The following is a 13,978-nucleotide window of genomic DNA, read 5'->3' as shown; positions in this document are numbered from 1 at the left end:
TGCTCCTTCGGCGCCGCCGGGCAGTTGCCGGCGTTCTCTCCCGATCGAATTTCGACACGAAGTCGAATGTGTATAACGACACGAAAGCGAGGCTATCATGTTTCTTGCAAGTCGCGCAACCGGGCTACCCCGATTGCGCGCGATCTACCTAGCGTCCCAGCTCTCCCGCACTCTTCCCGCCGATGCCGAAATGTTCTTTTGGCATCTCGGTGAGAATCACGCGCACCGATTCCGGCTTCGCACCAATGGCTTCGTGCATCGCTTCGGTGATCTTCTGGATCAGCAAGCGCTTCTGCTCGACGGTGCGGCCTTCGAGCAAATGGATCTGGCAAATGGGCATGGTTTCCTCCTTAACTGAAGCGCATGTTGACGCATCCCAGGTCCTGGATGCGCAGGGTGACATTGTCGCCGGACTCGACCGCGACGGCTTCCGTGATGCCGCCGGACAGGATCAGCGTACCGGCCGGAATCTCTTCGCCACGCTCGCCGAGGAGATTGGCCAGCATGGCAATGGCCGCCGCCGGATGCCCAAGTACGGCGGCGCCGGCGCCCAGCGACACGACCTGGCCATTCTTTTCCATCACCACGCCGAGCGTGCGCAGGTCGAGGTTGTCGACCGGCGCCATGCGGCCGCCCACCACAAAGCGCGATGAAGAGCAGTTATCGGCGACCACGCTCTTCAGGTCGAACTTGAAATCGCGAAAGCGCGAATCGATCACTTCAATCGCGGGCATCACGAAGTCGGTGGCGGCGAGTACCGTGCCAATATGACAACCGGGGCCGCGCAACGGCGCCTTGGTCACGAACGCGATTTCGGGTTCCACTTTCGGATGAATCAGTTCCGACATCTTCGCCTCGCCCCCTTCGGGGATCGCGAAGTAATCCGCGAGGAAGCCGAACACTGGCGTCTCCACGCCCATCTGCTTCATCTTCGCATGCGAGGTCAGGCCGGCCTTGAGGCCGACGATGCGTGCGCCGCGCGCCACCTTGCGGCGCTTGATTTCATCCTGGATCGCGTACGCGTCATCCCAGTCCATGTCGGGATATTCATCGGTGATTTTCAGCGTGTCGCGCGCTTCGAGTTCGCAGGTTTCGAGATGCGCCGCGAGCCGGGCTATGGTGTTTTTGTCAAGTTTCATTCCGCTGTTCCCTCCTTCATGCGGCGAGGCCGCGCGCCTTCGCGAGCGTCAGTGCCGTGTCTTCAATCATGTCTTCCTGCCCGCCGACCATGCCGCGCCTGCCCATTTCGACCAGGATGTCGCGTGCCGGCACCTTGTATTTCTGTTCCGCGCGCTTCGCGAACAGCAGGAAGGAGCCGTACACGCCGGCATAGCCGAGCGTGAGTGCATCGCGGTCGATGCGGATCGGGAAATCCATCATCGGCACCACGAGGTCTTCGGCAACGTCCTGGATCTTGTACACATCGACGCCGGTCTCGATGCCCATGCGCGCGCAGACGGCGATGAACACTTCCATCGGCGTATTGCCGGCGCCCGCGCCCAGGCCTGCCGCTGCCGCATCAATGCGGTTGGCGCCGACCTCGACAGCAGCAATCGAGTTGGCCACGCCCATCGCCAGGTTGTGGTGGCCGTGGAAGCCCAGCTCGGTCTCCGGTTTCAGCTTCTCACGCAGCAGGCCGATGCGCGCCTTCACGTCTTCCGGCAGCATGTAGCCGGCCGAGTCGGTGCAGTAGATGCAGTTCGCGCCATAGCTTTCCATCAGCTTCGCCTGCTCCAGGATCTTTTCCGGCGGCGCCATGTGGCTCATCATCAGGAAACCGACGGTATCCATGCCCAGCTTGCGCGCCATGCCGATATGCTGTTCGGACACGTCCGCCTCGGTGCAATGGGTGGCGACGCGGATGGTATTGACGCCGAGCTCGCGTGCCATCTTCAGGTGGTCGACCGTGCCGATGCCCGGCAGCAGCAAGGCCGAGACCTTGGCGTTCTTCATCAGCGGGATGACCGCGCCCAGGTATTCCTCGTCGGTATGCGCGGGGAAACCGTAGTTGACGGACGAACCGCCCAGGCCGTCGCCATGGGTGACTTCGATCAGCGGGATGCCCGCTGCGTCCAGGCCTTGCGCGATGGATTTCATTTCATCCAGCGTCATCAGGTGGCGCTTCGGATGCATGCCGTCGCGCAGGGTCATGTCATGGACGGTGACTTTCTTGCCTTTGAGTGTCATGGTCTTTCCTTATGCGGCGACAGGTTGGAGGACGAGCTTGCCGCGCAGGATTTCCTCGGCAAACATTTCCGCGGTGCGTGCAGCCGCAGCGGTCATGATGTCAAGATTGCCGGCGTACTTGGGCAGGTAATCGCCCAGGCCCTCGACTTCCATGAAGATCGACACGCGGTTGCCGTCGAATACCGGGCCGTTGACCAGCTTGTAGCCGGGCACGTATTTCTGCACTTCCTTGATCATCAGGTGGACCGATTCGGTGATGGTGTCGCGGTCCGGTTCCGACTCGGTCAGGCAGTGGATGGTGTCGCGCATGATCAGCGGCGGTTCGGCCGGGTTGATGATGATGATCGCCTTGCCCTTCTTTGCGCCGCCAACCTTTTCGACCGCGCCGGCGGTAGTGCGGGTGAACTCATCGATGTTCTTGCGGGTACCGGGGCCGACCGACTTCGACGACACGGTGGCGACGATCTCGCCGTAGGCGACCGGCTGCACGCGCGACACGGCCGCGACCATCGGGATGGTGGCCTGTCCGCCGCAGGTGACCATGTTGACGTTCATTTCACGCTTGCCGAGATGCTCAAGCAGGTTGACTGGGGGAACGCAATAGGGGCCGATCGCGGCGGGCGTCAGGTCGATCATCATCACGCCCAGTTCGTTGAGCTTGCGCGAGTTCTCCGCATGCACGTAGGCGGAGGTCGCATCAAACGCGATCCGGATCTCGTCCTGCTCCACGTAGGGCAGCAGCCCGTCGACGCCGTCAGCGGTGACTTTCAGGCCCATCTCGGCCGCACGCTTCAAGCCTTCGGAGGTGGGGTCGATGCCGACCATCCACACCGGCTCCAGCACCGGGCTGCGCTGCAGCTTGTACAACAGGTCGGTGCCGATGTTGCCGGGACCGATCAGTGCGCACTTGATCTTTTTCATGTCTGGTTTCCTCGAAATTAATTGAAACGCACCGAGCAGCCGCCGATGCCGCCGATCGTGACGCGCAGGTTGTCGCCGGCCTTGACCGGGAGCATTGCCGCGAGCGATCCGGACAGCACCACTTCGCCGGCCTTGAGCGGGATGCCAAGTTTGCCGAGCGTGTTGGCGAGCCATGCAATCGCGTTGACCGGGCTGCCCAGTGCCGCAGCACCAGCACCCGTCGCCGCAATTTCGCCGTTCTTCTCGAGGACCATGCCGCAGGTCGTCAGGTCGACCTTGCGCGGATCCACCGCGCGGTCGCCGAGCACGAACACGCCGCAGGATGCATTGTCGGCCACGGTGTCCTGGATCTTGATCTTCCAGTCGCGGATGCGGGAATCCACGATTTCGAAGCACGGCATCACGCATTCGGTCGCGCGCAGCACGTCGGCATTGCTGAGTCCCGGGCCCATCAAGTCGTGCTTGAGGACGAATGCAATTTCGCCTTCCGCCTTGGGCTGGATCAGCGTGTCCATCGGAATGGTTTCGCCTTCGTTGTAAATCATCGTGTCGAGCAGGTAGCCGAAGTCGGGCTGGTGCACGTTCAGCATGTCCATCACCACCTTGCTGGTGACGCCGATCTTCTTGCCGACGATGCGTGCACCCTTTTCCATGCGCCGCGCGGTCATGCGCTGCTGGATGTGGTACGCATCCTCGATCGTGATGTCCGGATGGCGCTCGGTGAGCGGCGTGAGCACTTCGCGGCTGCAGAGTGCGTTGTAGAGCTCGTCGCCGAGCTTGTCGATCTGGGTCTTGTCCATAGTCTTGTCCGTAAGGTTGAAATCAGGATTGCTGCGGTTCGGTCAGGAAGTCGCCGACCAGGCGCGCAAAGCGTGCCGCATGTTCGATCTGCGTCCAGTGGCCGCAACGGCCGAACACATGCAGCTGGGAACGTGTGATCCATTGCGACAGCGTGAGCGAGTTCGACAAGGGAATGACCTTGTCCTCGCGGCCGTGGACGATCAGCGTCTCGTGCGGCAACGCGCGGATATACTCTTCGCGGCTCGCCATCGCATCCACCCAGCGCTGGCGCGGCGCGGGAAACATCGCCGAAAACGATTCATGGAACCCGGGCCGGATGCTCGCTTCGTAACGCACCTTGGCAAGCTCATCGTTCACCAGCGCGCGGTCGTACGCGAAGATGTCGAGCATGTTCCGCATCGCTTCGAACGACGGCTCATATCCCCAGACCGCGTCCAGTCCCTCGGTGATAGTGAAAGGCACGCCGACGCTGCCCATCAGCACCAGTCTCCGCACGCGCTTCGGATGGCGAATCGCCATCGCCAGTGCCAGTGCGCCGCCGAAGGAATTGCCGACGACATCCGCCTGCTGGATATCAAGCGCGTCGAGCAGCCCGACGGCTTGCGCCACCCAGGTATCGAGCTTGTACGCGATACCCTCCCGCCGCTCGGAGAAGCCGAATCCGGCCATGTCGGGTGCGATCACGCGGCAGCGCCTGGCCAGTTCCGGCATGGTCAGCCGCCAGTTGGCCCAGGCCGACACACCCGGCCCCGAGCCATGGATCATCAGGACCGGGAAACCGTTTCCCGTGTCGTGGAAGTTGGTCAGGATGCCGTTGGCGCGAATGCTGTAGGCGATTTCAGGATTGGCAGTCATGACGCTTCCGTTCACAGCTTGATGCAGACGTTCTTCAGCTCGGTATAGAACTCGAGCGAATGCACGCCGCCCTCGCGGCCGATACCCGACTGCTTGGCGCCGCCGAACGGCGTGCGCAAATCGCGCAGGAACCAGCTGTTGACCCAGACCAGCCCGGCTTCGATCTTTGCGGCGACACGGTGGCCGCGCTGCAGGTTGGTGGTCCACACCGACGCGGCGAGGCCGTAGGTGGTGTCGTTGGCGCGCTGGATCACTTCTTCCTCGCTGTCGAACGGGAAGACGTGGCAGCACGGGCCGAAGATCTCTTCACGGCAGACGGCCGCGTTGTCGCTCAAACCGGTCCAGATGGTCGGCTGCACCCACGCGCCCCCGGCAAGATCGCCCGGCATGTCCGGCACCCCGCCGCCGGTAACAACCGTTGCGCCTTCTTCCACGGCCTTCTTGTAATACGACAGCACCTTGGCCTTGTGCTCGAGGCTGATCAGGGGACCCATGCCCGTGGCCGGATCATCCGGCACGCCGATCTTCATCGCCTCGGCGCCGATCCTGAGCGCGGAAACGAACTTGTCGAAGATCGGCCGCTCGACATACACGCGTTCCGTGCCCAGGCATACCTGGCCGCAGTTGGCGAACACGGAACGCAGCGTGCCCTCGATCGCCGCTTCGAAATCGCAATCGGCAAAAACAATTGCCGGATTCTTGCCGCCCATTTCCAGCGATACCGGGCGTGCGCCTTCGGCGGCGGCTTTCATGATGGCCGTGCCGGTGCGGGTCTCGCCGGTAAAGGTGATCGCATTCACGCCTTGATGCGTGGTGAGGAATTCGCCGGCGGAGTCCGGGCCGAATCCGTGCACGACGTTGTACACGCCCTTGGGCATGCCGACGCTGTTCATGACTTCGCCCAGCAGCGTGGCGGTCTGCGGCGTTTCTTCTGACGGCTTCACCACCACGGTATTGCCGCAGGCCAGCGCCGGGCCGACCTTCCAAGTCATCAGCAGCAGCGGCAGGTTCCACGGGCAGATCACGCCGACGACGCCGACCGGCGAGCGGGTAGCGTAGTTCAGTGCGCCGCGGCCGTCAGGCGTTGCCATCTCGAAGAATTCGGTGGGAACGTTCTTCACCACATCCGCGAAGATTTTGAAGTTGGCCGCACCGCGTGGAATGTCAATGTGACTGGCGAGGCTGCGCGGCTTGCCGGTGTCCGCGCATTCGGCTTCCAGGAAATCGTCGAAACGGCGGTTGATTTCGTTCGCCACCGCATAAAGCAGTTCAACCCGCTCGTTGACAGCCATCTTGCCCCACGGCCCGGACAGCGCGCGTTGCGCAGCCTGCACCGCCGCGTTGACTTCCGCCTTGCCGGCTTCGGCGACTCGCGCGATCACCGCGTTGTTCAGCGGCGAGCGCTTGTCGAACATCATCTCGGTCGAGACGAATTCGCCGTTGATGAAATTGTTGATCTGCTTCATTTAAGTTTTCTCCGTTGCTTTCAATCAGTGTCAGGACCGCAAACCGACCGCCGCGATTCCGGCGCGCGCGCATTCTTCATCCTGGGCTTCGGATGCACCGGACACCCCGATGCCCCCTATCCATTCGCCGCCCTCCTCCACCCGCATCGGCAAGCCGCCGCCGAAGACGATCAGGCGCGGTTGCGCGGAGAAGCCGAGCTTCATGCCGTCGTCATGGCCGACGGCCGCCATCCAGTCCTTGGTCGAAAAACCGAAGCCTGCCGCCGTGTACGCCTTGTCGATCGCGATATTGATCGAGTGCAGGAAAGCGCCGGGCATGCGGAGGAAGGACATCAGGTTGCCGCCGCGGTCGACCACCGCGACATTGATGCGCCAGCCGTTTTTCTCCGCATGCCGCACCGCCGCTTGCGCGGCGGCGCTGGCTGCTTCCCAGGTGATGCCGGGGATCGCAGTCCGCACTTCCATCTCAGGTCACCACCGTCAGGAAGCGCTCGTTGAGCTTGCGGTCGTGGTAGAACACGCCGGCGCCCACTTCCTCCCACGTCCACGTGATCGGCTGCATGTCCGGATAGAAGTCGTAGCCGCCGCAGAAAGTCTCGAGGCGGTTGCCGGACGGATCGAAGAAGTAGATCGTCGTGCCGCGCGTCACGCCGTGACGGGTCGGGCCGGCGTCGATCGACACGCGATGCATCGACATCAGGTCGGCGGCGCGCAGCACCTGCTCCCAGCTCTCTAGCCGGAAGGACAGGTGGTGCAGCTTGTTGTCCTCGCTGTGGCGCACCAGCGCAACATCGTGGGCCTTGGTCGAACAGGTCAGCCAGATGGCGAGATCGGTCTTGCCGTCCTCCAGCTTGATGCGTTCCACCAGCGAGAAGCCGAAGACCTTCGAGAACAGGTCATGCGCGCCGTCGATGTCGCCGCCGTACAGCAGCGCGTGGTCCATGCGGATCGGGGCGATGCCCGGAATGTTCGGCACCCAGGCTTCCGGGTTGGTGTAGGACATGCCGTTGCCGACATCCTTCTTTTCCGCATAGAGCTCGATGGTGTGGCCGGTCGGGATCTGGAAGCGCACGCGCTCGCCGGTCTCCAGCAGGTCGCCGGCAGGTATGCGCTCGGTCTTGACGCCGTATTCCTTCAGGTCACGCTCGTACTTGTTGAGCACGTCCTTGTTCAGCACCTTGAAGCCGAAGAAATCGATGCCCGCGCGATCGGCCTGGCGCAGCACCACGCTGTGGTGGTCGCGCTCATCCCAGCACTTGAAGTACACGCGCCCCTGGTCGTCACGCCCCACTTCCAGCAAGCCCATCACCTCGGTGTAGAACTTGACCGATTCTTCCATATCCAGCACGCGCAGCTGCGCATGTCCCGGACGCAAAACGCCTGTCATTGCCATGGTTATCTCCTCCTGGGTACAGACTGGTTAATCAAAACAATCATCATTCGGACGTGCATGCCTGACGGCACACGTTCTTTTTCATCATCCCTGTTACCTTGAGCCGCACGTCGCTGGCCGGCATCACCCGGCAAGCGAGCACGGTGCCCTGCTCCTCTTCTTCCTCGGTGACGTGCTCGCGGCTCATCCTGCGCTTCCGGTACTCGCCGGCCGTCACCGCGACCTTGCACACGCCGCAGCCGCCGCCGCGGCAGCCGACGGGTATGCCCTTCTTTCCCAGCGATTCCATGCCCACCAGCAGGGATTGCCTGTCCGAGCAGCGAAAGGTTTCGCCGCTGTCCTCGATCGTGATCGTGAAGGTGGCCATGTCAGATCTTCTTGAACAAGGGACTCCTGACCTGCTGCGCATCCGCCGCCGAGAAGAACTTCTCGGTGTAGATGTCGCGCTCGAACAACCGACCCTGCATCAGGGTCGTGATGCAGGCGTCGATCATGACGGGCGGCCCGCACAGGTAAGCCTTGTGGCCGCGGAAGTCATTGTCGAAATGATTCTTCGCCGCTTCGTGCACGAAACCGCGGAATCCGCTCCACGCGCTCCCTTCCGGCTCGTTCGACAGCGCCGGCACGTAACTGAAGTTCGGATGCTTCTCTGCCAGCGCGGTGAACTCGTCGTGGTAGTACAGCTCCTCCCGGCTGCGTGCGCCGTAGACCAGCGTGATCGGCAGTCCTGAACCTTCTTCCAGCAGGTCGAGGATCATCGAGCGCGGGCTCGACAGGCCGGAACCGCCGGCCAGGAAGATCGATGGCACGCCGGCCGACTTGCGGACGAAGAACCGGCCATACGGCCCGCTCAGCCTGAGCGAATCGCCTTCCTTCAGCGTCTCGTGGATCCAGGTGGTCGCCTTGCCACCGGGGACGAGGCGGATATTGAGCTCCACTTCGCCGGTTTCCGAAGGCGCATTCGCAAGCGAAAAGGCGCGCGTCATGCTTTCGCCGGGGATGTGCAGGTTGATGTACTGGCCTGCCTGGAACTGCATCCCGTCGGGGTCGTCGAGCTTGATCCATACCCCCTTGATCGTCGGCGTCAGGTTCACGATGCGGTGCACGGTGCCGGTGAAATCCTTGACCGGCAGGTTCTGTGCGTCCGCATCGACGTCAATTTCCGCCTCGATCACGAGATCGGATTGCAGCGTGGCGCAGCAGGCAAGCGTCTTGCCTTCTTCGCGTTCGTAGTCCATCAGGGCGAAGTTGGACGCTTCGCCGTGATCGACTTCACCGTCGACGACATCGATCTTGCAGGTCGCGCACAGTCCGTGGCAGCAGGCATGCGGCAGGTAGATGCCGGCGCGAAGGCTGGCGTCGAGGATGGTCTGTCCTTCTTCGACGTCGATCGTCTGGCCGAGCGGCTCTATGGTCAGCTGGTAGCTCATGTCACGTCCCTCTTAACTGCAGGATCCCTTGATTCCAGTGAGTCCCGGTGTGCGGAAGCGGATCACATCCTTGTGCTTCAGGCCGTTGTCGGCGAGCGACCGGTTGAAGTCCGGCGACCATGGCTTGCCCGACTTGAACCACTCTGCCTTGCTCCAGTCGACCTTCTCGAAATCGGGGTGTTCGCCGAATGCGCCCGGCAAGACCTTTTCGGCGATGTCGCCGAAGCGCATCGCGGGCGGGAACGGGAAGGCGAAGGGCGCGCAGAACATCAGGTGGTCTTCCCAGCCGATGTAGAGCAACTGGTTGCCGTGAAATTTGTCGGCGCTGTCTTTGACTTCGCCGGTGTAGGGTTTGACTGCTGTGACTGGCATGTTTTGTCTCCTTGAATGTTGTCGCGCGCTTGGTACTCCCTCTCCCGCACGCGGGAGAGGGGAGACTCTCTACGTATTCGACGTCGCCATCTGCTTCCACTGCGCAAAGTTCCTCTGGTCCTCCGATCCTTCGAAATCGAGGTTGTCTCGCCCGAACTCCAGCCGATACCAGCGCAGCACCTCCATCAGCGGATCAAAACCTTCCGCGCCCGGATTCACATCCGGCTCGAAGCAGTTGCCCTGGTAGATCTGGTGCACCGGCAACCAGGACTGGACGTACTTCTCCGGCTCGTTGTCGAAGATCTCCTTGCAGCCGTCCGAACAGAAGTGGTACTTCTCGCCCTTGTAGTCGGACTCGCGGTAGCAGATCTTGGTCGGGTCGTCCGGCTCGGTGAACAGCATCGGGATCTGGCAGCACTGGCACAGCATCGGCAGTGTCTTGTTGTAGAAGCGCTTGCCCTGCTTCGCCTGTTCCGCCCAATGCTCGAAGCGCGGACGGTAGTACTTGTCGAAGGTGTTCGGGTACTTGGCGGAGAGCCAGTCCATCTCTTCCGGCGTCGGCATCCAGGTATGGAAGTCGGCAGCGGCACCGTACTGGTAGAAGGTGGCCCAGGCCTGGTGGGAGATGTGCTCCTTGTCGACGGTGCATTGCTCGACGCACTTCGGCACCTTGATGCCGTAACGCGCGAGGTCCTTGAAGAGCGCGCCGCCGGATTCCTCGAAGTAGACCTCCCAGGCTTCCTTCCAGCTCATCACGCGCTTGGGCAGCATGTAGTCCATCATCATGCCGACCAGGGTCAGCATGCGCACGCCGCGCCATGTCCACTTGTCGATCCACTTTTGCACGATCGGCAGGTTGTCCGGGTCCTGTTCTAGGATGAACTTGATCATCTCGAGGCCGAGCGTCATGTGGCGTGCTTCATCCGATTGCGCCGAGAAGCCGAAGGCCATCGCGCCCATATCGCCGTTGTACGCGGCGCCGGAAATGAACGGCACGAACAGCAGGTTGGTCAGCACGTATTCGAAGGAGAAGCCGATCGCGACCATGAATTCGAACGGGCCGGCCGTCATCGCATCGTCGAAGAAGGACTTCGGCACCGACAGGTACCATACGCGGTCATGCATGTGGCGCCATTCGTGGAAGCCGTTGTAATGCTTGTTGTAGTTCGACAGCGAGTGGATCTGCGTCTGGAAGTGGCGCATCTCGTCGAGCGACTGCATCTGGCACGCCACGCGCGCGCCGGCGCCGCGGAACTGGCGGCCCACGTGGGCGAAGCCGCGGTGCGCCATGTATTCCAGCGGCGACACACCTGTCAGGAACAGCTTGAGCGCATTGATGTAGCGCGCATCGGTCACGCCGAGGTGGCCGTTACCCTGGTTGAAGGCGTCGAGGATGGCGTACAGCTTGCGTTCCTTTTCCGCCTGGTACTTCCAGTACGCGTCCATCGTGAGGCGGAACGGGTCTTCCCACTTGTCCCAGTCGTGGATCTTGATGCCCTCGAACTTGTCGTACGGGTAGACGGCATCCATGGGCTGGTAGGTGGTTTCCCAGTCCAGGCCGCGCGTCATCGCAGCGTAGCGCTCTTTCAGGCCGAGCTTCTTGGTCGCTTTCATGTCCATGTCTTGTCTCCTTGGTGTGCCGGCTCAGTGCTTCCAGCTCAGCGTGAATTCGTCGTCGGTTTCGCTGATGTGGCCGGCCAGCGTGATCAGGTGCACGTGCAATTCCTGCAGGTCGAAGTCGCGGCCAAGCTTTTCTTCCACGGTGCCGCGCTTGATGGTCAGGCTGCCGGGCGCGTCGATCTTCACCATCGCGGGCTGCTCGTTGACGACGGCGTTGGGGTTGTCTTCCGCGATCGCGTCGATGATGCCGCGCGTCTCTTCATTGGTCTGGAATGCGATGAATACGTTGGACATCATGTCTCCTTAGAGCGCGAGGCCGGCCTTGGCGGCGCGGGCGTTGAATTCTTCCTGCAGCTCGGCCATGACGGCGTCGGCCTGTTCGCCGAGGGCGTGCCGTGCCAGCGGTGCGAGTGCGGCGGCCGCCTTGTCGCGGTACTGCTTTGCCCATTGCGACAGCAGCGTCTTGTTCTCCATCGATTCCACGGCCGCGGTCTTGATGCTGGCATCGACCCACTTGCGGGTTTCGCCGAACCATTCGGACTGGAAGCGGGTGAGCATGGAAACGGTCGGGCCGCCCTGCGCGGAGAGCGCGTTGTCGATGTGTTCGTAGACCAGCGGATACAGCAGGCCGTCGAGCACGAGGTTTTGCGCGACAAAGAGTTCGAACCAGTCCGTCACGACGAAGCTGTCTTCGACGTAGCGGCGCAGTTCCTGCCACTTCGGGTCGGCGAGCCAGGCTTGCTTCGCGGCGTCCAGCGCAGCCTCGTTCTCCAGCAGCAGGCCGGTGCGCGTCAGGTACTGGGCGATGCCGAGGTGGTCCATCGCCTGGTAAATGCACGGCTGGGTGATCGCGGTGCCGTAGCCGTAGGCGCAAATGAACGAATTGTTCATGTTGGCGCCCCATTCGACGTGGCGCAGCGGCAGCAGCACGTCGAGGGCGAGCTTGCGTGTCACTTCCGGCAGCGCCGCCGCCAGGCCGCGCGATTCGACGAACTCGAAATCGCCTTCCGCTGTTTCCTGCATGCGGGCGCGGGCCAGCGTGTAGGTGCCGTAGTAGAGCTGGCGCGGATCCTTGAACGCGTACCAGTCCGCCATTTTGATTGCGGTGCGGGTGACGTCGAACAGCTCGTGGTCGGGATCCCACAGCGGGCGGTAGTGGAAGTTGGCGGTGGCCTGCGCGTCGAGCGTGCCTTCCTGGTAGCGTGACGCCGGCTTGTCGGCCCCGATGCGGCGGGCGACGTTGTCGTACGTCTGGCGCAGCGGTTTGATGCTGACGGTACGTAGGTCAATTTGCATTGCGGACTCCTCCTGTTGTAATGGCCGGCCCGGAACCCGGCGCCGGGTTCGGACTCACTTGAAGCGCTGGTGCGTCGCCTGCCGCAGGTTCCAGTCCCATTCGGAGGCCTCGGCACCATTCGGCGGCGATGCTCCGTCGAGGACGGTGACGGCGTTGGCGGAACAGAATTCGGCGAATGCATGACCGGGCAACAGGAGTTCTACGAAGAGTTCCGGCTCGCCGATGGCGAACTCGAACTCGACCATGCCGTTGTCCCTCTTCTCGATGACGCGAACGAACTTGCGCGCCGTATCAAAAGTATTGCTGCTCATGTCTCCACCGCTTTCTTGTTTGGTGGGATGCATTTAGCAACCGGCGTGCCAAAATGTCGGAGTGCGGCAAATAATCTCGAGATTTTTGAGTTTGCTGCGATGCGGAGAATGCTGTCTTCAACGCTGGCGCGCTGCCGGGGCAGGAATTGATTTACAAAGGAAATTTAATGCTGCGATGCCGCATGCGCAGAATTGATTTCAGTCAACTGCTGAAATGATCACTTCCTCGTTATCACTTCATCAAATGATCAATAATTTCTGATGATCACTTAAAATCTCGAGATTATTAATCGCGACTTGTTAGAATTGGGCGGCTATCCTGACTTTCGAAAGCGGGGCGACATGATCAAATACCCGAAGGACCTTGACCTGCGCCGCCTGGTGCGGTTTTCAGCGGAAGACGGCACGATCTGGCTGGCGGAACACCGCATGGTGCTGGTCCATACGGCCGCCCTCGCCGGCCTGCGCAAGGAATTGCTCGGCTCAGTCGGCCCCGAGCATGCGCGCCGCGTATTGACGCGCATGGGTTATGCGTCGGGGATGCGCGACGCCGAACTGGCGCGAAAACTACGCGGCGACCAGAATCCGGTCGACGCCTTCGTGGTCGGCCCCCAGCTGCACATGCTGGAGGGCAGCGTGAAAGTCAAGCCGGTACGCATCGACATGGATGTCGCGGCCGGCACCTTCCACGGCGAGTTCGAATGGGACAACTCCTGGGAAGCCGAATCGCACGTCAAGGAATTCGGTCCGCAAAAGGAGCCGGTCTGCTGGATGCTGCTCGGTTATGCATCCGGCTACACCACGGCCTTCATGGGCCGCTTCATCCTGTTCAAGGAGGTCGAATGCGTTGCCTGCGGTGCGTCGCACTGCCGCATCATCGGCAAGCCGGTGGAAGAGTGGCACGATGCCGCCGAACATACGCCCTATTACGAAGCGGATTCCATCGTCTCGCGCCTGCTTGAACTGAAGACGCAGGTGGAAGTGCTGCGCTCCTCCATCGAACAGCAGCGCCAGACGGAAAACCTGATTGGCAGCTCGGCCGCGTTCCAGCGCGCGTATGAGCTCGTCGTAAAGGCTGCCAAGACCAACGTGACCGTACTGCTGACCGGCGAAACGGGCGTGGGCAAGGAACGCTTCGCGCGTGCCCTGCACGACATGAGCCTGCGCGCCGGCCGCCCCTTCGTCGCCATCAACTGCGCCGCCCTCCCCCACGACCTGGTTGAATCGGAATTGTTTGGCGTGGAGAAAGGCGCGTTCACCGGCGCGCACGCGTCGCGCACCGGCAAGTTCGAGCGGGCGGAAGGGGGCACCCTCTTCCTCGACGA

The 13,978-nt window shown here is 62.1% G+C and carries 17 protein-coding genes; 1 reads left to right on the top strand and 16 read right to left on the bottom strand.

Annotated features, from left to right (window positions below):
* Positions 1–148: 148 nt before the first annotated feature.
* From AYR66_RS08575 to AYR66_RS08500, 16 genes are all read right to left on the bottom strand, one after another.
* A complete protein-coding gene (locus AYR66_RS08575; RefSeq protein WP_088707154.1) occupies positions 149–340 on the bottom strand; it encodes a 2-hydroxymuconate tautomerase in 192 nt (63 codons plus the stop codon).
* 10 nt (positions 341–350) lie between these two features.
* The gene (gene dmpH, locus AYR66_RS08570) at positions 351–1,139 is read right to left on the bottom strand and encodes a 2-oxo-3-hexenedioate decarboxylase (protein ID WP_088707153.1); all 789 of its coding nucleotides are present in this window, start codon (positions 1,137–1,139) and stop codon (positions 351–353) included.
* Between the two features lie 16 nt (positions 1,140–1,155).
* Entirely contained in the window at positions 1,156–2,187 is a 1,032-nt protein-coding gene (dmpG, locus tag AYR66_RS08565) for a 4-hydroxy-2-oxovalerate aldolase (RefSeq protein ID WP_088707152.1), read from the bottom strand.
* 9 nt (positions 2,188–2,196) lie between these two features.
* Complete coding sequence (locus AYR66_RS08560; RefSeq protein WP_088707151.1) at positions 2,197–3,108, bottom strand: acetaldehyde dehydrogenase (acetylating); 912 nt, start codon at positions 3,106–3,108, stop codon at positions 2,197–2,199.
* A 17-nt stretch (positions 3,109–3,125) separates the two neighbouring features.
* Positions 3,126–3,908 carry a 2-oxopent-4-enoate hydratase gene (dmpE, locus tag AYR66_RS08555; RefSeq protein WP_088707150.1) on the bottom strand — a complete coding sequence of 261 codons (783 nt, stop codon included), beginning with the start codon at positions 3,906–3,908 and terminating at the stop codon, positions 3,126–3,128.
* A gap of 22 nt (positions 3,909–3,930) precedes the next feature.
* The gene (locus tag AYR66_RS08550; RefSeq protein ID WP_088707149.1) at positions 3,931–4,764 is read right to left on the bottom strand and encodes an alpha/beta fold hydrolase; all 834 of its coding nucleotides are present in this window, start codon (positions 4,762–4,764) and stop codon (positions 3,931–3,933) included.
* An 11-nt stretch (positions 4,765–4,775) separates the two neighbouring features.
* On the bottom strand, positions 4,776–6,230 hold the full coding sequence (locus AYR66_RS08545; RefSeq protein WP_088707148.1) for a 2-hydroxymuconic semialdehyde dehydrogenase: 1,455 nt from the start codon (positions 6,228–6,230) through the stop codon (positions 4,776–4,778).
* A 30-nt stretch (positions 6,231–6,260) separates the two neighbouring features.
* Entirely contained in the window at positions 6,261–6,695 is a 435-nt protein-coding gene (locus AYR66_RS08540; RefSeq protein WP_088707147.1) for a GlcG/HbpS family heme-binding protein, read from the bottom strand.
* A 1-nt stretch (position 6,696) separates the two neighbouring features.
* Positions 6,697–7,623, bottom strand: a complete 927-nt coding sequence (locus AYR66_RS08535; protein ID WP_088707146.1) for a catechol 2,3-dioxygenase — start codon at positions 7,621–7,623, stop codon at positions 6,697–6,699.
* 43 nt (positions 7,624–7,666) lie between these two features.
* Positions 7,667–7,990 (bottom strand): 2Fe-2S iron-sulfur cluster binding domain-containing protein, encoded by a 324-nt coding sequence (locus AYR66_RS08530; protein ID WP_088707145.1) that lies wholly within the window; start codon positions 7,988–7,990, stop codon positions 7,667–7,669.
* Position 7,991: 1 nt separating this feature from the next.
* On the bottom strand, positions 7,992–9,053 hold the full coding sequence (locus tag AYR66_RS08525; RefSeq protein ID WP_088707144.1) for an NADH:ubiquinone reductase (Na(+)-transporting) subunit F: 1,062 nt from the start codon (positions 9,051–9,053) through the stop codon (positions 7,992–7,994).
* Positions 9,054–9,065: 12 nt separating this feature from the next.
* On the bottom strand, positions 9,066–9,425 hold the full coding sequence (locus tag AYR66_RS08520; protein WP_088707143.1) for a phenol hydroxylase subunit P4: 360 nt from the start codon (positions 9,423–9,425) through the stop codon (positions 9,066–9,068).
* Positions 9,426–9,494: 69 nt separating this feature from the next.
* Entirely contained in the window at positions 9,495–11,045 is a 1,551-nt protein-coding gene (locus tag AYR66_RS08515; protein WP_088707142.1) for an aromatic/alkene/methane monooxygenase hydroxylase/oxygenase subunit alpha, read from the bottom strand.
* A 24-nt stretch (positions 11,046–11,069) separates the two neighbouring features.
* Entirely contained in the window at positions 11,070–11,339 is a 270-nt protein-coding gene (locus AYR66_RS08510) for an MmoB/DmpM family protein (protein WP_088709691.1), read from the bottom strand.
* 9 nt (positions 11,340–11,348) lie between these two features.
* Positions 11,349–12,341 carry an aromatic/alkene monooxygenase hydroxylase subunit beta gene (locus AYR66_RS08505; protein ID WP_088707141.1) on the bottom strand — a complete coding sequence of 331 codons (993 nt, stop codon included), beginning with the start codon at positions 12,339–12,341 and terminating at the stop codon, positions 11,349–11,351.
* A 54-nt stretch (positions 12,342–12,395) separates the two neighbouring features.
* Positions 12,396–12,653 (bottom strand): phenol hydroxylase subunit, encoded by a 258-nt coding sequence (locus AYR66_RS08500; protein ID WP_088707140.1) that lies wholly within the window; start codon positions 12,651–12,653, stop codon positions 12,396–12,398.
* Positions 12,654–12,995: 342 nt separating this feature from the next.
* Between AYR66_RS08500 and AYR66_RS08495 the strand changes: the two genes are divergently transcribed.
* A partial coding sequence (locus AYR66_RS08495; RefSeq protein ID WP_170942285.1) for a sigma 54-interacting transcriptional regulator occupies positions 12,996–13,978 on the top strand: 983 nt, incomplete at its 3' end.

Origin of the sequence: Noviherbaspirillum denitrificans (assembly GCF_002211445.1) — a bacterium.
Lineage (GTDB): Bacteria > Pseudomonadota > Gammaproteobacteria > Burkholderiales > Burkholderiaceae_D > Noviherbaspirillum > Noviherbaspirillum denitrificans.
This window is presented reverse-complemented; position numbering and strand designations above follow the sequence as displayed.